Source organism: Arthrobacter sp. LAR12-1-1.1 (genome assembly GCF_040676555.1).
Lineage (GTDB): Bacteria > Actinomycetota > Actinomycetes > Actinomycetales > Micrococcaceae > Arthrobacter.
In genome coordinates this window covers 462,996-478,967 of sequence record NZ_JBEGIG010000001.1, presented here as the reverse complement: position 1 = coordinate 478,967, position 15,972 = coordinate 462,996, and the positions used below count along the sequence as shown (strand labels likewise).

At 68.7% G+C, this 15,972-nt stretch carries 12 protein-coding genes, 1 tRNA gene and 1 pseudogene; 7 read left to right on the top strand and 7 right to left on the bottom strand.

Going from position 1 to position 15,972, the window contains the following annotated elements; all coding sequences use genetic code 11:
* Positions 1-53: 53 nt before the first annotated feature.
* Complete coding sequence (locus tag MRBLAR12_RS02230) at positions 54-776, bottom strand: TetR/AcrR family transcriptional regulator (RefSeq protein WP_229992588.1); 723 nt, start codon at positions 774-776, stop codon at positions 54-56.
* Positions 777-837: 61 nt separating this feature from the next.
* Here MRBLAR12_RS02230 and MRBLAR12_RS02225 point away from each other — a divergent pair, with 61 nt between their 5' ends.
* Genes MRBLAR12_RS02225 through MRBLAR12_RS02215 form a run of 3 tightly spaced genes read left to right on the top strand, consistent with a single transcriptional unit; the run spans position 838 to position 4,536 of the window.
* Positions 838-2,274, top strand: coding sequence for an acetyl-CoA C-acetyltransferase (locus tag MRBLAR12_RS02225; RefSeq protein ID WP_364743210.1), 1,437 nt, complete (start codon positions 838-840; stop codon positions 2,272-2,274).
* Positions 2,275-2,284: 10 nt separating this feature from the next.
* Positions 2,285-3,625: a 3-oxoacyl-ACP reductase gene (locus tag MRBLAR12_RS02220; protein ID WP_364743207.1), complete on the top strand. Its 1,341-nt coding sequence runs from the start codon at positions 2,285-2,287 to the stop codon at positions 3,623-3,625.
* Positions 3,622-4,536 carry a MaoC family dehydratase gene (locus MRBLAR12_RS02215; RefSeq protein WP_229992585.1) on the top strand — a complete coding sequence of 305 codons (915 nt, stop codon included), beginning with the start codon at positions 3,622-3,624 and terminating at the stop codon, positions 4,534-4,536. Before MRBLAR12_RS02220 ends, MRBLAR12_RS02215 begins: the two co-directional genes overlap by 4 nt.
* A 99-nt stretch (positions 4,537-4,635) precedes the next feature.
* Here MRBLAR12_RS02215 and MRBLAR12_RS02210 read toward each other — a convergent pair whose 3' ends face one another.
* The 5 genes and pseudogenes from MRBLAR12_RS02210 to MRBLAR12_RS02190 form a co-directional block, all read right to left on the bottom strand.
* The gene (locus MRBLAR12_RS02210) at positions 4,636-5,697 is read right to left on the bottom strand and encodes an FUSC family protein (RefSeq protein WP_229992647.1); all 1,062 of its coding nucleotides are present in this window, start codon (positions 5,695-5,697) and stop codon (positions 4,636-4,638) included.
* A 171-nt stretch (positions 5,698-5,868) separates the two neighbouring features.
* Positions 5,869-6,993, bottom strand: a pseudogene (locus MRBLAR12_RS02205) (serine hydrolase domain-containing protein).
* A gap of 65 nt (positions 6,994-7,058) precedes the next feature.
* The gene (locus MRBLAR12_RS02200) at positions 7,059-8,126 is read right to left on the bottom strand and encodes a glutathione S-transferase family protein (protein ID WP_229992584.1); all 1,068 of its coding nucleotides are present in this window, start codon (positions 8,124-8,126) and stop codon (positions 7,059-7,061) included.
* A 48-nt stretch (positions 8,127-8,174) separates the two neighbouring features.
* Positions 8,175-8,939, bottom strand: a complete 765-nt coding sequence (locus MRBLAR12_RS02195; RefSeq protein ID WP_229992583.1) for a M50 family metallopeptidase — start codon at positions 8,937-8,939, stop codon at positions 8,175-8,177.
* Complete coding sequence (locus MRBLAR12_RS02190; RefSeq protein WP_229992582.1) at positions 8,936-9,289, bottom strand: TraR/DksA family transcriptional regulator; 354 nt, start codon at positions 9,287-9,289, stop codon at positions 8,936-8,938. Before MRBLAR12_RS02190 ends, MRBLAR12_RS02195 begins: the two co-directional genes overlap by 4 nt.
* A 201-nt stretch (positions 9,290-9,490) precedes the next feature.
* On the opposite strand from MRBLAR12_RS02190, the gene malQ reads away from it, so the two are divergent.
* The 4 genes from malQ to MRBLAR12_RS02170 all read left to right on the top strand — a co-directional run bounded on the left by malQ (position 9,491) and on the right by MRBLAR12_RS02170 (position 15,668).
* On the top strand, positions 9,491-11,710 hold the full coding sequence (gene malQ, locus MRBLAR12_RS02185) for a 4-alpha-glucanotransferase (RefSeq protein WP_364743202.1): 2,220 nt from the start codon (positions 9,491-9,493) through the stop codon (positions 11,708-11,710).
* 348 nt (positions 11,711-12,058) lie between these two features.
* Positions 12,059-12,829 carry an alkaline phosphatase family protein gene (locus MRBLAR12_RS02180; protein WP_364743200.1) on the top strand — a complete coding sequence of 257 codons (771 nt, stop codon included), beginning with the start codon at positions 12,059-12,061 and terminating at the stop codon, positions 12,827-12,829.
* 185 nt (positions 12,830-13,014) lie between these two features.
* A complete protein-coding gene (locus MRBLAR12_RS02175; protein WP_364743197.1) occupies positions 13,015-14,535 on the top strand; it encodes a CYTH and CHAD domain-containing protein in 1,521 nt (506 codons plus the stop codon).
* 35 nt (positions 14,536-14,570) lie between these two features.
* Complete coding sequence (locus MRBLAR12_RS02170) at positions 14,571-15,668, top strand: AI-2E family transporter (RefSeq protein WP_364743194.1); 1,098 nt, start codon at positions 14,571-14,573, stop codon at positions 15,666-15,668.
* A 57-nt stretch (positions 15,669-15,725) separates the two neighbouring features.
* On the opposite strand, the gene MRBLAR12_RS02165 is transcribed toward MRBLAR12_RS02170, so the two are convergent.
* Positions 15,726-15,808, bottom strand: a tRNA-Leu gene (locus tag MRBLAR12_RS02165).
* Positions 15,809-15,972: the final 164 nt, after the last annotated feature.

The following is a 15,972-nucleotide window of genomic DNA, read 5'->3' as shown; positions in this document are numbered from 1 at the left end:
GACAATCTTTAGTGCTGACAATTCAGTTCGTCGGCGCGGGCCGGCGTGCCGCGTTACAGCGTGCCCTGGCCTGCCGGGTCCGCCGGTGCTGGCGAGGGCGTCTGCAGCTCGGGCGCGATCCCGAAGCAGAGCCAGTCCGTGATCTGCCGAGCCATGGCTTCCTGGTCCGGTTTACCGGGTCCGGGCGGGCTGGCGAGCCATTGCTCTCCGGCGTTCCGCACCAGGCCGATCGCGGCATTGGGCCAGTAGCCGATCACGGCTTCCTTGTCCGGGCCGCCGCCCAGATGGCTGCGCATGGGCCGGGCAATCATGTCGCTGATGGCGGCGAAGAAGTGGCTCAATGCACCGGCTGTGGAAATGGGCGGGCTGGCGGTATCCGCTTCGCCGGGGGCGTAGCGCGTGACGAAGGTGTAGACATTCGGGCTGGTCTCGGCCATCTGCAGGTAGGCGGACACCATGGCGAACAGTCCTTCACGGGGCGTCTGGGCGCTCTGGGCCGCCTCCTGGATGCGCCGCTGCATCTGGCTCAGGACCACTTCGCCCACGGCCTGCTGGAGTCCGGCCTTGTCGCCGAAATAGCGGTAGAACACAGACTTTGAGGTTCCCGCGGCTGCGGCAATGTCCTCCATCGACGCTTCACTGCCAAGGGCGTGCACAGCCCTCCGGGCCGACTTGATGAGCTCCCGCCGCCGTTCCTCGCGGTGGGATTGCCAGCGGGAAGCGCGGCCGTCGACGGCGGCCTGCCCGGCGGGCGGGGTGTCGTTGGGGATGTTCACGATACCCAGCGTATCAGGTACGCTGGGTATCGGTAATCGCTTTGATCGAAGGAGACAGCCCATGTCCGTCAACGGACCGTCAGTGCCCCGCCCCCAACCAGCCGCCAAACCAGCCGCCGGAACATCCGCCGCGGGGCCCGCCGCGGGGCCCGCCGCCGGGGCGGCCGCAGTGACGACACAGCACGTCGGCGCGGCATCGGCGCAGCTCCGCAGGGCTGTGGTGGTGGGCGGTAACCGCATCCCCTTTGCCCGGACCGGCGGCGCGTATACCAAGTCCTCCAACCAGGACATGCTCACCGCCGCCCTGGACGGGCTGATTGCCCGCTTCGGCCTTCAGGACGAACGGATCGGGGAAGTCGCGGCCGGAGCCGTCCTCAAGCACTCCCGCGACTTCAACCTCACGCGGGAGGCCGTGCTGGGCTCGGCCCTCTCTGCCGAGACCCCGGCGTACGACCTCCAGCAGGCCTGCGCCACCGGCCTGGAAACGGTGCTCGGCCTGGCGAACAAAATCAAGCTGGGCCAGATCGATTCCGCGATAGCCGGCGGCGTCGACTCCGCCTCTGACGCCCCCATCGCGGTCAGCGAGGGACTGCGCGAGGTGCTCCTGGACCTCAACCGTGCCAAGACCGTGTCCCGGAAGCTGCAGGTCCTCAGCCGGCTCCGGCCCAAGGATCTGGCTCCCGATGCCCCGAACACGGGGGAGCCGCGTACCGGACTGTCGATGGGAGAGCACCAGGCGCTGACCACCGCGCAGTGGAAGATCACCCGCGAGGCCCAGGATGAGCTCGCCTTCAACAGCCACCGGAATCTTGCCGCGGCCTTCGACGCCGGCTTCTTCGACGACCTCCTGACCCCTTACCGGGGACTGAGCCGGGACTCTAACCTGCGCGCCGATACGAGCCTGGAGAAACTGGCCACACTCAAGCCCGTTTTCGGCAAGAACCTGGGTGCCGAAGCGACCATGACGGCCGGCAACTCCACCCCGCTGACCGATGGTGCATCCACCGTGCTGCTCGCGTCCGAGGAGTGGGCCGACGCCCACGACCTCCCCAAGCTCGCCGCGGTCGTCGACGGCGAGGCGGCCGCCGTCGACTTTGTCCACGGCAAGGACGGGCTGCTCATGGCGCCGGCATTCGCGGTGCCCCGGCTGCTCGCACGCCACAATCTCACCCTCGCCGACATCGACTTCTTCGAGATCCATGAGGCCTTCGCCGGCACGGTGCTGAGCACCCTGGCCGCGTGGGAGGACGAGGAATTCGGCCGCACCCGCCTGGGCCTGGACGGCGCCTTCGGCAGCATCGACCGGACCAAACTGAACGTCAACGGCTCCTCGCTGGCCACCGGACACCCGTTTGCTGCCACGGGCGGCCGGATCGTGGCGTCGCTGGCCAAAATGCTGCACGCCCAAGGCCAGGTCAACGGGCGCCCGGCCCGCGGGCTGGTGTCCATTTGCGCCGCCGGCGGCCAGGGCGTCGTCGCAATCCTCGAAGCACTCTAGGGAGAATCGGATGAGCGACAAATACACCCAGTTCGTCAGCCACGGACTCGGCAAGGACATCGCCAAGCGGCTCGGCCTCCCGCAGCCGGTGGCCCTCCGACGGTACCAGCCCGGCCGCCCCCTCATCGAAGGGCCCGTACTGGTCCAGGGATCAACCGGCGGCGCGGACGAGCTCGCCGCCACACTCCTGGCCTGGAACCTCGATGTCCGCCGTCACGCGATACCCAAGGAAAAGCTCGGCGCCATCATCCTGGTACTGGACGAACTGGCCCACCCCGGCGACCTCGAAAAACCCGTCCTCACCGCGGCCGCCTCGCTGCGCGATCTCGCCCCGAACGCCCGCCTCATCACCGTGTCCCGCACGGCAGACTCCGCGCCGGGGCCGGCAACGGCAGCGGCCCGGCAGGGCGTGGACGGTCTCCTGCGGTCTTTGGCGAAGGAACTCCGGGCCGGCGCCACCGGCAACGGCATCCTGCTCGGGGACGGCGCACGGCCTACGAGCCCCGCGACGCTGGGGGCGTTGAGGTTCTTCCTGTCGGGCCGCTCGGCGTTTGTGGACGGGCAGTTCCTGACCGTCAGCTCCGACGCCGGGCAGCTGCCCGGGGACGTCGGGAAGCCGCTGGCCGGCAAGGTGGCCGTGGTGACCGGCGCCGCCCGGGGAATCGGGGCCGCGATCGCCCGCACCCTGTACCGCGACGGCGCCACGGTCATCCTCGTCGACATCCCGGCGGCCGGGGACCATCTTGCTGAGGTGGCCAACGAGGTCCACGGGACGGCCCTGCAGCTGGACATCAGCCGCGACGACGCCGGCCAACGGATCATCGACCACGCCGCGGCACGGCACGGCCGGCTGGACATCGTCATCCACAACGCCGGGATCACCCGTGACAAGCTCCTGGCCAACATGGACGCGGGCCGCTGGAACTCCGTGATCGCCGTCAACATCGCCGCTCAACTGCGGATCAATGAGGCGCTCCTGGCCTCGGAGCATTTCCGCGGCTCGCCCAGGATTGTGTCCGTGGCCTCCACCAGCGGCATCGCCGGAAACCGCGGCCAGACCAACTATGCCGCGTCCAAGGCCGGCGTGATCGGCATGGTCCGTGCCACGGCGCCGCTGATCGGCGGGCGCGGCGGGTCCATCAACGCCGTCGCTCCGGGGTTCATCGAAACCGAGATGACCGCCCGGATCCCCTTCGCGACCCGCGAAGTGGCACGGCGGCTCAACTCCCTGCAGCAGGGCGGCCAGCCCGGCGACGTCGCCGAGGCCATCGCGTTCCTGGCCAGCGACGCTGCCGGCGGGATTTCCGGCGAGGTGCTGCGCGTCTGCGGGCAGAACCTGGTGGGCGCATGAGCGGTTCCCAGACCGTCATCCTCGGCGAGATGCCGGCCCTGTCCAAGCTCTACGTCAACGCGGCGGCCGCGGCGGCGCGGCGACGGGTTCTGGGCACCCACGGCGGCACCGAGCTGCCGGCCTACACCCACGAGGTGCGCGGCGTGAAGGCCGACGTCGCCAACCTGACGGCCTACCAGCACCTGATCGGCGAGAGCGCGAGCGATGTCCTGCCGGCCGGCTTTATCCATGCCCTGGCGTTTCCGCTGGCCATGAGCGTGCTGAACCGGGACGATTTTCCGCTGCCCCTGCTGGGCATGATCCACCTCAGCAACACGGTGGTGCAGTCCGCGCCGGTCCTGTTCACCCAGGCCCTGGATATCCGGGCCCGGGTGCAGGACCTGCGCGGACACCGGGCAGGCACGCAGCTCGATGTCGTGGCAGAGGTCCGTGCCGCCGGCCAGGACGCCGTCCGCTGGCGCGGGGTCTCGACCTACCTGGCCAAAGGGGTGTTCCTGCCCGGGATCGACAAGACCTCGGTGCCGTTGACGCTGCCGCCGTTCTCGGTGCCGGACCCCACGGCCCTGTGGCAGCTGGGCGTTGACACCGGGCGGGCCTACGCGGCTGTGTCCGGCGACTTCAACCCCATCCACCTGAGCGTCCTGACTGCCAAGGCTCTCGGTCAGCGGCGGTCCCTTGCCCACGGCATGTACCTGGCGTCCCGGGCGCTGGCCGACGTCGGCGCCGTCAGGGGGGACTCGTTCCGCTGGGACGTCGCCTTCGAAGCGCCCGTGTTCCTGCCGGCCCGCGTGGCGCTGGACATCAGCACGGTGCAGGCCGACGGGGGCCCATGGCAGCGCTCCGACTATGTGGCGTGGAACCCGCTGTCCGGGCGCCGGCACTTCAGCGGTTCTGTCGCGGCGCTGCCGTAGCCGGGCCCGGGACGAATCTCCCGGGCCGGGACAACCCAGCCCCCGCCGCCGCCGTCCGTTCCGTCGGGCCTGCCCAGCGGGCGGACGCCGCGCGTTTGCCTAGCTTGCAGGCGTGTTGGCCGGTTCTGCCTCCGGCCGGCCCGGCGTGGCGACGCGCAGCATGCGGTGGAGGCTCACGAGGATGGATTCCACCGCGCTCGGGGCGTCCCTGCTGTGCTGTTCGGCGGCAAGCCGGGCCGTCAGCTCGTTGATGGCCGCGTCGGCGGAGCGGGCCAGTTCGGCCTGGCGTTCCGGCTGTTCTTCCTCCAAGGCACGCAGCACGTCCCCGACGGAGGCCATGGCGTCCCCGAGGGGCGCCGCGTAGGCGTCGGGGACCACGAACGGGGTGTCATGGTCCCAGATGACGTCCGAGAGCACCTGGGTCACGTCCTGGACGTGGAAGGTCAGCCGCTCGAGGTCCCGCAGGTTCCGGTAGTCGAGCTCCATATCGCGCGGATGCAGGTGGCGGCGGGGATTGGCCTGGCGGCTCGCATCGGCCTTCTCGACGGCGAGGCGCACGGAGCGGGCGTGGGCTGCGAGCGCCTCCGAGCGGCGGGACCAGTCCTGATGTTCCGGCGGCCAGCTTTCCTTGAGGGCCTTGCCCATGTCCCAGAGCTGCTGGGCGAGCGCCTGGCGCAGTTCCGCGATACTCAGGGCCGCGGCCCGGAAGTGCAGCGGCGGGAAGACCAGCAGGTTCACGATGATGCCCACCGTGACGCCGACGCCCATCTGGAAGAGGTACCCGAACGAGAACGAGTCCGGATTATGGCCGCCGACCAACAGCACCAGAAGCGCCGCCGTCGGGATCCAGTCCCGGCCCGAACCGATCTTGGGCAGGCCGGCAAGAATAACGCCCAGGCCCATGACCACCGCGACCGTCCACGGAGATGGCGCGCCGAGGCTGAACAGCATGAACGCAAGACCGACGCCGATCGCCAGTCCGACGAGCGTCTGTACGCCCTGGCGCATGGAACCGGCAACGTTCTCGTACATGGCCACCAAGGCGCCGAGCGGGGCGTAGTACGGATACTCGGCGGCGGAGCCCGGCATGAAGGGGGCGATCGCGAAGGCGATGCCCGCGGCCAGCCCTGCCTTCAGGGCCAGCTGGAGCCGGGGCCACAGCACGGCCGCGGCGACTGCGCTGCCCGCGGTTCGGGTCCATCGGCGCAGCGGGGAGGGCGGGCTGCCGACAGTCTTTTCTGGAAGGGCCATTCGGCTCACCCTAGGGCCGGGAGGCTCCTGCGACAACTGGACGAACCCCGGGAGGCGCCGAAGGAACCGATGCGGACCCGCTCAGGACGCGGCGTGGGCGGCCCGCCGCACCGCCGCGGACAGCCGCTGGGCCCGGCCCCCGGTCCTGCCCTCTTCGCTGCGGCGGGGCACATACCCGAACCCGAGGCCGTAGCCGGGATCCGCGAAGCCGAGGGCAGCGTTGGCGCCCTCGTGTCCGAACGCCAGATGGCTGCCGAAGTTCCGTCCCGGCTGGGGTTTCATGAACACCACGGCGAAGGCGTTGTCCGAGCCGGAGCAACGGTCCAGTCCCCAGACCTGCTCCGCGGCCATGAGATCGATGGTGGCCGGGTTCAGGAACGCGGGGCTGCCGTCCACCCCCGTTGTGGCGGCGGCATAGAGCCTGGCCAGCCCGTCGGCTGACCCCACACCTCCGGCGCTGCTCATCCCCGAGGCGCGCACTGACCGATGGTTGGGCAGCTCCATGATGGTGCTGACCGGCGCGTTGCTGACCAGGCCATCGAGGCTGAGCGGGTCCAGCCACGGCTGGGCCGGGTCGGGATCGTAGAGTACCTCGCGGTATCGCGGTTCCTGGTCCTCAGGCAGGCCCAGGAAGAAGTCAATGCCCCACGGGTGGCGGATGCGTGCGTCGTAGAGCCCCTGGAGCGGCATCCCGGAGATACGGCGGCAAAGCTCCTCCATCAGGATCCCCATGGTCAGTGCGTGGTAGCCGAAGGCCGTGCCCGGGCGCCACAGCGGCGCCGAGGCCGCGAGACGCCGTGCCGCGGCGGGCGTGGTGAACTCCGCCAGCGGAAAACCGCCGACGACGCCGGGCAGCCCCGCCTGATGGGACAGGGCCTGCCGCACGGTGAGCCGGTCCTTGCCCTGGACGCCGAACTCCGGCCAGTAGGACGCGACGGTCCGGTCAAGGTCGAGCCGGCCGTCCTGGACGAGGAGGGCGATCACGAATGCGGCGACTCCCTTGGAACAGGATTAGGTGCCAGTGATGTCCCCTGGCGCGAAGCCCGGGCCGCCGTAAAGGTCCACCACCTTGGTGCCGCGGCGGTAGACGGACAGTTGCGCGCTGTAGCCCGCGTCATCGGACAGGAAGGAGTCGAAGAGCTCACGAACTTCCGCGAATTCGGGGGTGGCAAGGCCGGTCGAGACGGTCCGCGCTGATGTGTCCACAGCTCCCGTCTCCACAGCTCCGCTTGCCGTGCCCCACCCCGGCTCCGCGCCGGCCGCTGCCGGCATCAGGCTGCGCCGTGTCCCGGGGCGACCTCTTCACCGGCGCGGACCGGTCCGGGAGCCGTGCCGTCGCCGAACGGCCGGCCGCCCAGCGCTTCGCGGCCGTGTTCTGAGAGCCAGTTGCCCAGTTCAGGTCCGCGCGGGACCACTCCGGTGGGATTGATGTCCTCATGGACGATGTAGTAGTGCTCCTTGATCTGCACAAAGTCGGTGGTGTCACCGAACCCGGGCGTCTGGAATAGGTCGCGGGCGTAGGCCCACAGGACCGGCATCTCGCTGAGCTTTTGCCGGTTGCACTTGAAGTGGCCGTGATACACGGCGTCGAAGCGGGCCAGCGTCGTGAACAGGCGGACATCTGCCTCCGTGATGGTGTCGCCCACCAGGTAGCGTTGCCCGGCCAGGCGGTCTTCGAGCCAGTCGAGAGCCGTCCAGAGCCGATCGTAGGCGGCGTTATAGGCCTCCTGGGAACCGGCGAAGCCGCACCGGTAGACCCCGTTGTTCACTTCGGTGAAGACGCGCTTGTTGACGGCGTCGATTTCTTCCCTCAGGTGCTCCGGGTACAGCTCCGGCGCACCGGCCCGGTGATACTGCGCCCACTGCGTGGAAAAGTCGAGCGTGATCTGGGCGAAGTCGTTGGTGACGACCTGCCCGCTGGGCACGTCCACGATCGCCGGGACGGTAATCCCTCGGGGGTAGCCGGGGAAGCGGCGGAAGTACGCGTCCTGGATGCGCTCAATCCCGAGGACGGGGTCCCTGCCATCCGGGTCGAGGTCGAACGTCCAGGACCGGGCGTCGTGGGTGGGACCGGGCTGGCCGAGGGAGATGACCTCTTCCAGCCCGAGCAGCCGGCGCACGATCACCGTGCGGTTGGCCCACGGGCAGGCACGCGCCGCGATGAGGCGGTAGCGGCCAGGCTCCACCGGCCAGCCGGGCTCGCCGTTGCGGCCCGCGCCGCCGTCCCGGGTGATCCGGTCCTCAATGTAGTTGGTGTCCCGGGTGAATTCCTCGCCGCCGGTCACGTAGGCGCCCTTGGTGCTGAATCCCGGATCGTCGGTGTGGGTTCTCTGGCTCATGGTCCCAGCCTAAGGCCGGGCACTGAACGGTCCGAACACTGTTGCGCACTACATGGCGGTGAACACCGGCGCCATGGGCTGCCAGGCAAACCACCAGGCGCCGGCCACCACGGCGGCGAAGAGCGCAATCCATACCGCGGCGGGGACGGAGGTGGCCCGGGCCAGCAGGTAGGCGTCCGACGTCGGGAGCCTGTCGCGGTGCCGCAGATGGACGTTCGCCAGTTTGCCGAGATCCCTGACGGCCGCGACCAGGAGCGCCAGGCCCAGCACGATCATCACGTGAGCGTTGAACGCCGGCGGCACAAACAGCACCAGGAGCGCCGAGCCCAGCACGGCGGCGGCAGTGATGAGGAGGCCGACGCCGTTGCGCAGGAACAGGAATGACGCCAGGAGGATCAGCGTGCCCACCGACATCGCGGCGGGTCCCCAGCCGTTGAATCCGCACCAGACCATCACTGCACCAACGACGGCGGGCACGGGGTAACCCCAGAAGGTCGACCAGGCGGCGGAGAGCCGGCTCCGGCTGTAAGTCGTGGTGGTGCCGGAGTGGTCCAGGCCCAGCCGGATGCCCCCGAGCCGCTGGCCGGAGGTGAGGGCGGCGAACGCGTGTCCGAGTTCGTGGGTCACGGTGGCGAGCAGACCAAAGTAGCGCCAGGTCTGGCGCGGCAGGGACACGGCGACGGCCAGCAGGATCACCGCCACGAGCTCGGTACTGGTCACGTGCGGGCTGGGGGTGTGGGTGAACCCGGCAACGATCCGCTCCCACCACGTCAGGGCCAGGTTCGGTTCCACCGGGAGGCCGTGGCGGGTCATGTCCTGCCCGAGGCATGCTCGATGCAGTACGCCGTCCAGGGCCTGGCCTCCAGCCGGCCCTCGGGGATCGGGGCGCCGCACACTGCGCAGATCCCGTAGGTGCCCTCTTCCATCCGGGAAAGGGCGGCATCGATCTGCGCCAAGGAGGCCCGGCTCTGTTCCAGGAGCGCGGATGCCTGGGACAGCTCGAAGGCGATGGTGGTGCCCTCGGGATCGTGCTCGTCGTCGACATTGGAGTCCCGGCGGGCGGCATTGACCGAGGTGATGTCTTCGCGGAGAGCGGGCAGGAGGGCAAGCTTCCGGTGACGTTCCTCGTGCAGCAGGATCCGGAACCGTTCGACGTCAACCATAGAGTGCAAGGCTAGCGCGGGCGCTGTGGCGGCGCCTAAACGGTCGGAAGGGCCTTTCCGCGCCGCGGGCAGTGTCCGTGGTGGTACCCGTCCATCGGTCCTGCGTTTGCGGCCGCCGTGGAGGGACTCGAAGAACTGGTAGGTGAATCGCACATCCACGGAGGGGGCGCGGGGCGCGGAGGCAGCGTCTAGAGTGGGCGCATGGCGGACCAGACGCATCCCGAGACCACCGAAAACCCCGCAAACCCGGAATACGCAGGTTCACCTGGAAGTCCCGGGAACCCCGGGGTCACTGACATGGCTGACGCACTGCTGCGCGAACTCGCCGCGGCCCATGGCGTGGACACGAGCTACTGGGGCTGGGACGGAGTAGAGCACTCCGTGGCCGCCGGAACGCTGCGGGACGTGCTGGCGGCCCTCGGTGTCCCCGCCGACGGGCTCCAGGAGCAGCAGCGCTCCCTGGCCGAGTCCCGGCTGGCACCGTGGCGGCGCACCCTCCCGCCGGTTCTTGTGGTGAGGGAGGGACGGGAGACCCCCTTGGATGTCCATGTCCCGCACGGCAGCGGTGTCCGCGTCTGGATCGATGCCGAGGACGGCAGCAGGCATGACGCCGTCCAGCGGGAGAACTGGGACCAGCCGGTTGACGTCGACGGCGTCCTGACAGGACGTGCCACGTTCGCCATTCCCGGCGGCCTCGGCCTGGGCTGGCACACCCTGACAGCCGACGCCGAAGGCACCCTGGCGCAGTGCCCGCTGGTTGTGACGCCCGACCAGCTCCGGGCCCCTGCCGTGCTCGCGAAACGCCGCACCTGGGGGCTGACGGCCCAGCTGTACTCCGTGCGGTCCTCCCGGTCCTGGGGGATTGGCGACTTCGCGGACCTCAGCGACCTCGCCGCGGTTGCCGGTGAGCAGGGGGCCGGCTTTGTGCTGGTCAACCCGCTGCATGCCGCCGAACCCGTGCCGCCGGTCGAGGACTCCCCGTACCTGCCCGCCACCCGGCGCTTTTTCAGCCCGCTCTACCTGCGGGTGGAGGAAATCCCGGAATACGGTTACCTGGACGCTGCAGGCCGGGCCGAGGTGGCACGCCTGGCCGAAGGTTTGCAGGCGGCCAACCGGTCACGGGACCTCCTGGACCGCAACGCCAGCTACACGGCGAAGCTCACGGCCCTGGAGCTCGTGTTTGCGGTTCGCCGCGGTCCGGCCCGCACGCGGCAGTTCGCGGACTTCTGTGCCGAGCAGGGGCAGGGGCTCGAGGACTTTGCGCTGTGGTGTGCGCTCGCCGAACAGCTGCCGCAGTCGGCGCCGGAATGGGCCGGGGCGGCGGCATCCCCGGCCTCGCCATACTGTGTGGAGCAGCGGCAGAGGCTCGCCGCCCGGATCGAGTTCCACTGCTGGCTCCAGTGGCTCTGCGACCAGCAGCTCGAGGCGGCCCAGCGTTCTGCACGCCAGGCGGGGATGGGGATCGGTGTGGTCCATGACCTCGCCGTTGGCGTGAAGCCTGGCGGTGCCGACGCCTGGACGCTGGCCGGCGTTCTCGCCCGGGGCGTTACGGTGGGCGCACCTCCGGACATGTTCAACCAGCTGGGCCAGAACTGGTCCCAGCCGCCGTGGCACCCGGGCCGGCTCGCCGAATCCGGCTATGCCGCCTACCGGGACATGCTCCGGACCGTGCTGCGGCACGCCGGCGGCATCCGCGTGGACCATATCCTCGGCTTGTTCCGGTTGTGGTGGATCCCCGAGGGCGCCGGCCCGGAGCACGGCACGTACGTGCATTACGACTACGAGGCGCTCATCGGCATCCTGGCCCTCGAGGCGCAACGGGCCGGGGCGATCGTGATCGGCGAAGACCTGGGCGTGTTCGAGCCGTGGGTCCGCGGCTACCTGGCCGAACGGGGGATCTTCGGCACATCAATTCTCTGGTTCGAACACGACGCCGACGGCCCGATCCCGCCGGAGCACTACCGCCGGCAATGCCTGACCAGCGTCAACACCCACGATCTGCCCCCGACGGCGGGTTACCTTGCCGGGGAACATGTCACTTTGCGGGAATCGCTCGGGCTGTTGCGGCGCCCCATTGATGAAGAACGCGCCGAGGCCGCGGCCGAGCAAGAGGCAGTGCTGGGCCAGGTCCGGGCACGCGGCCTGCTGACGGACACCGGCGGCACCGATGTCCGGGCCACGGTGGAGGCGCTGTACGCCTACACGGCGTTGGCCCCGTCCTCGCTGCTGGGCGTGGCGCTCGTGGACGCCGTGGGGGAGACCCGGACCCAGAACCAGCCGGGCACCAGCACCGAGTACCCGAACTGGCGCATCCCGCTGGCCGCTCCCGAGGGCGTGGTCCTGATCGATGACCTGCCGGGCAATGAGCGGTTCCTGTCCCTGCTGGGCACCGTCCGGAGTGCCCTCGATTCCGGGACCTGAGCCGGACCTGAGACCCTGCCCGCAGACGGCATTGGCCGCGCCGATGCCGGCCGCTAGCATGGTCCGATGACGCGGATCGGCCGAGGGGGTCTGGCGGGCGTTTGGGCGCTGGCGATGCTGTTGGCGGGGTGCACCCCGGTGCAACCCTTCCAAGCGAGCCCGCCTGCGCCCTTCCAATCCACACCGCCCCAATCCACGCCTGCTGAGTCGGCTCCTGCCGAATCCCCGTCCCGGCCCCCGGGCCAGGACACGCCTCCCGCCGCGACCCCTCCACCGTCCCCGTACTTCGCACAGCCGGCGCCGCACCCGGAGCCGGGGCGGCAGGGCAACGGCGGAATCGAACACATTGTGATCATCGTCCAGGAAAACAAGGCGGCCTCGCAGATCATGGGAGCCAGCGAGGCAGGCTACTTCAACAAGCTGGCGGCGGAATTCTCCACGGCCGCCAACTATCGGGCCATTACGCATCCGAGCCTGCCCAACTACCTCGCCCTGACGAGCGGGACCAACGCGGGGATCACCAGCGACTGCAAACCGAAGTCCTGCACCGCCGATGTGCGCTCCATCGCCGATGAGATCACCCAATCCGGACGGACGTGGAAAATGTACGCCGAGGGCATGCCCGCGCCCTGCGTTGCGCACGACTCCCGGCGGTATGCGGTGAAGCACAATCCGTTCATGTACTACCCCGCCGTGACGGACGATTTGGCCTCGTGCTCGGACCATGTTGTGCCGTATGGCCGGCTGGAACAGGACCTGCAGTCGGCGTCGGCCCTGCCGGACTACTCCTTCATCAGCCCAGACATGTGCAACGACACCCACGACTGTCCCATCAGTACCGGAGACGACTGGCTCTCCCGCGAGGTGCCGCGGATTCTTGGGTCACCGGCCTTCACGACGCAGAACTCCCTGCTGGTGCTTACGTGGGACGAGGGCAGCAAAGACGACAACCGGGTGGCCACGGTATTTGCCGGCCCGGCGGCGCGGAAGGGCTTCACCTCCCATTCCGCCTACTCGCACTATTCGTTGCTGCACACCATCGAGGACGTGTGGGGGCTGACGCCCCTGACCGACAACGTCCGCAATGCGCCCCTCATGAGCGAATTTCTCAACCCCTAGCGGCGGCGGCCTTTCCCGGCCAATACACAGGAATCACTGCCCATAATGGTCCCGAAGCTCCGGTCAACCGCTATTTGACCGGAGCTTCGCCACGTGCCCCTGGCAGGCGCAGCCGCGATGCCGGGTTCCCCTGAAAGAGGGCTTAGGGCACGGGCGGGCGGGCATGCCGGTTCCTAGAATGGAGTATGGCCGGTTCCGAAGTCATTGAGGTGGAACACAAGTACAGCCCTTCGGAATCCGACGCCCTCCCGCAACTGGGAGCAATCCAAGGGGTGGCTCGCGTCGGGCAACCCGTTACAGAGCAGCTGGATGCCGTCTACTTTGATACTGAGGCACTGGCGCTGGCCGCACGGCGGATCACCCTGCGCCGCCGGTCCGGCGGTCCGGATGCCGGCTGGCACCTCAAACTCCCAGTCACCGCGGGGGAGCGGCGGGAGATAGGGGAGCCGCTTGGAGGCGACCAGGATGCCGTGCCGGAGCTTTTGCGCCAGTTAGTGCTCGTTCACACCCGCAGCCAGATACTGGTGCCCGTGGCACGCGTCAAGACGAACCGGAGTTCGACCCCCTTGTACGCCGCCGACGGCGCCGTCCTGGCCCAGTTCAGCGACGACCACGTCGAGGCGCAATCCCTGTTAGCCCCGGCAGCACCGTCTCGGTGGCGGGAGTGGGAGATTGAACTCGCCGACGGTCCCCGGCAGCTGCTCCAGGACGCCGACGCACTGCTCGCAGCTGAGGGAGTCCCCGTCTCCTCCCTGCCGTCCAAGCTGGCCAGGGCTCTCGGATCCACCTATCCGGGGGATCCCGAAGCCGCCCCAAAGCCGAGCCGGCACGGGCCGGCCTCGGACGTCGCGCTGTCCTACATGTTCCAACAGGCAGGCGCCCTGAAGTTCCATGACCCGGGAGTCAGAGTCGATGCGCCCGATGCCGTGCATCAACTTCGGGTGTCCGCGCGCCGGTTACGGTCAGCATTGGCGACCTTCCGGAAGCTCACAGATGGGACGACCGCCAAGTTCCTGCGGGCCGAACTCCAGTGGCTCGCCGGCACCGTGGGCCAGGCCCGGGACACCGAGGTCATCCGCGCCAGGCTGAAGGACATGCTCGACGCCGAACCACAGGAGCTGTTGATCGGTCCTGTTGCGCAGCAAGTCGAAGAGCATCTCGGCACCATCCAGCAGCAGGGCCGTGCCGCAGGCTTGGCGGCGCTGGACAGCGACCGCTACTTCCGTCTCCTCGATTCCCTCGATGCCTTCCTTGCAGCACCTCCACTCAGCGCCTCAGCACAAAACGAAGCGCTGCGGACGGTTGGACGGCTCGTCTCAGGGGAACGAAAACGCCTGAACGCAGCGGTCCGCGCCGTAGACAGCGCCACCGGACGGGGGCCGCAGGATGTTGCACTGCACGAAGTTCGAAAGAGCGCCAAGCGGCTCCGCTATGCCGCTGAAGCCGCCTCCCCGATTTTCGGCAAACAAGCAACTGCCCTTGCCCGGGCCGCGGAGGGCATCCAGGAAATACTCGGAGACTTCCAGGACAGCGTGGTCACCCGACAAACCCTGCTCACACTCGCGGCAGAGTCCGCGGCCAACGGAGGCAACGGATTCAGCTACGGGCGCCTACATGCCTTGGAACAGCTACGCGGGGATCAGGCCCGCGCTCGGTTTTACGATATGTGGCAACAGTCCAGGCCGAAACCCCTGAACTGGAAGTAGCCGCGATAGTTCAGCGCTGCGAAAGAGAGAGCCCGATGACCGAACCCCACACCGGTATTGCGGCCATATGGTCGGACGGACTCGGCCGGGCCAGCATCCGATCCGTCCAGGCCCTCACGGTGGCCGCCCTCGCATGGGCGATCATCTGGACCGCGACCCGTGTTCCACTCGTCATCATCCCGGTCCTGATTGCCGTCATCCTGGCCGCCGCCATCTCGCCGCTGGTCCGCTGGCTCACGGAGCGCTCGTGGCCGCGGGCCCTCGCCGTCGTAGCCTCATTCGTGGCCATCCTCGCTGTCGTCGGCGGCATCATCACCGGCATCGTGATCCTGGTCTCCCGCCAGTGGGCAGAGCTCTCAGCCCACGCCGCCGCCGGGGTTGCCCAGCTGCACTCCTTCCTCACCACCGGACCTGTCCCAATCAGCGACAAACAGATCACCGCCGCCATCGACTCGGTGCGGGAGTTCTTCACCTCCAGCACCTTCGGTGCAGAAGCCCTCATCGGGGCACGCGCCGTGGGGGAAATCTTCGCCGGCGCCATCTTGATGGTCGTGACGCTGTTCTTCTTCCTCAAGGACGGGCCTGAGATCCGGACCTTTCTCATCGGCTTCCTTCCCGCTGACCACCGCGCCAAGGCACGCCTGGCCGCAGACCGCAGCACCGTCGTCCTGGGCGGTTACGTCCGCGGCACCGCAATCGTCGCCGCAATCGACGGTCTTGTCGTCGGGATCACCCTCGTCATCCTGGGAGTTCCCCTGGCCCTTCCGCTGGGCGTATTCATCTTCATGGGCGGATTCATCCCGATCATCGGGGCCACCGTTGCAGGTACCCTCGCCATCGCCGTCGCCCTGATCTCCAAAGGCCCCGTTCAGGCGCTCATCGTCCTCGCCGTCGTCATCGGCGTGAACCAGCTTGAACACCACTTCCTGCAGCCGGTCCTGATGGGCAAAGTGCTCAGAATCCACGGGCTGGCCATTCTGCTCGCCCTGGCTGCCGGCACCCTGCTCGCAGGCATCGTTGGAGCGCTGCTGGCCGTGCCGACCACCGCCGTGGCCTGGACCGTCCTCAAGACGTGGTCCGGCCGCGATCCGCTGCCCGAGCCTGAGCAGCCGGGTGAGGCAGAGCCGCAATAACAAAGCAGACACAAAAAAACACCCTGGAATCCTTGGATTCCAGGGTGTTTCCTGTTGTGCGCGGAGGGGGACTTGAACCCCCACCCCCTTTCGAGGACTAGCACCTCAAGCTAGCGCGTCTGCCATTCCGCCACCCGCGCAGGTGGTAATTCCGGGAACGTTTTCGCCTTTCAGCGTTTTGCTTTTCTCGGAAGCAGCGAGAAAGACTCTAGCACGACTTTTCCGGAAACAAATAATCGGGGCTTTGCGGGGGCGTGTGGGTAGGCTGAAGCCAGCAATTGAGCCACCCGCCACGAGGAGCCGC

What these genes read in the sequence shown, in the direction of transcription:
- MRBLAR12_RS02225 (WP_364743210.1), top strand. Translation starts at nt 838, where the DNA reads ATGTCCGTCAACGGACCGTCAGTGCCCCGCCCCCAACCAGCCGCCAAA.
- MRBLAR12_RS02220 (WP_364743207.1), top strand. Translation starts at nt 2,285, where the DNA reads ATGAGCGACAAATACACCCAGTTCGTCAGCCACGGACTCGGCAAGGAC.
- MRBLAR12_RS02215 (WP_229992585.1), top strand. Translation starts at nt 3,622, where the DNA reads ATGAGCGGTTCCCAGACCGTCATCCTCGGCGAGATGCCGGCCCTGTCC.
- MRBLAR12_RS02200 (WP_229992584.1), bottom strand. Translation starts at nt 8,126, where the DNA reads ATGAGCCAGAGAACCCACACCGACGATCCGGGATTCAGCACCAAGGGC.
- MRBLAR12_RS02195 (WP_229992583.1), bottom strand. Translation starts at nt 8,939, where the DNA reads ATGACCCGCCACGGCCTCCCGGTGGAACCGAACCTGGCCCTGACGTGG.
- MRBLAR12_RS02190 (WP_229992582.1), bottom strand. Translation starts at nt 9,289, where the DNA reads ATGGTTGACGTCGAACGGTTCCGGATCCTGCTGCACGAGGAACGTCAC.
- malQ (WP_364743202.1), top strand. Translation starts at nt 9,491, where the DNA reads ATGGCGGACCAGACGCATCCCGAGACCACCGAAAACCCCGCAAACCCG.
- MRBLAR12_RS02175 (WP_364743197.1), top strand. Translation starts at nt 13,015, where the DNA reads ATGGCCGGTTCCGAAGTCATTGAGGTGGAACACAAGTACAGCCCTTCG.
- MRBLAR12_RS02170 (WP_364743194.1), top strand. Translation starts at nt 14,571, where the DNA reads ATGACCGAACCCCACACCGGTATTGCGGCCATATGGTCGGACGGACTC.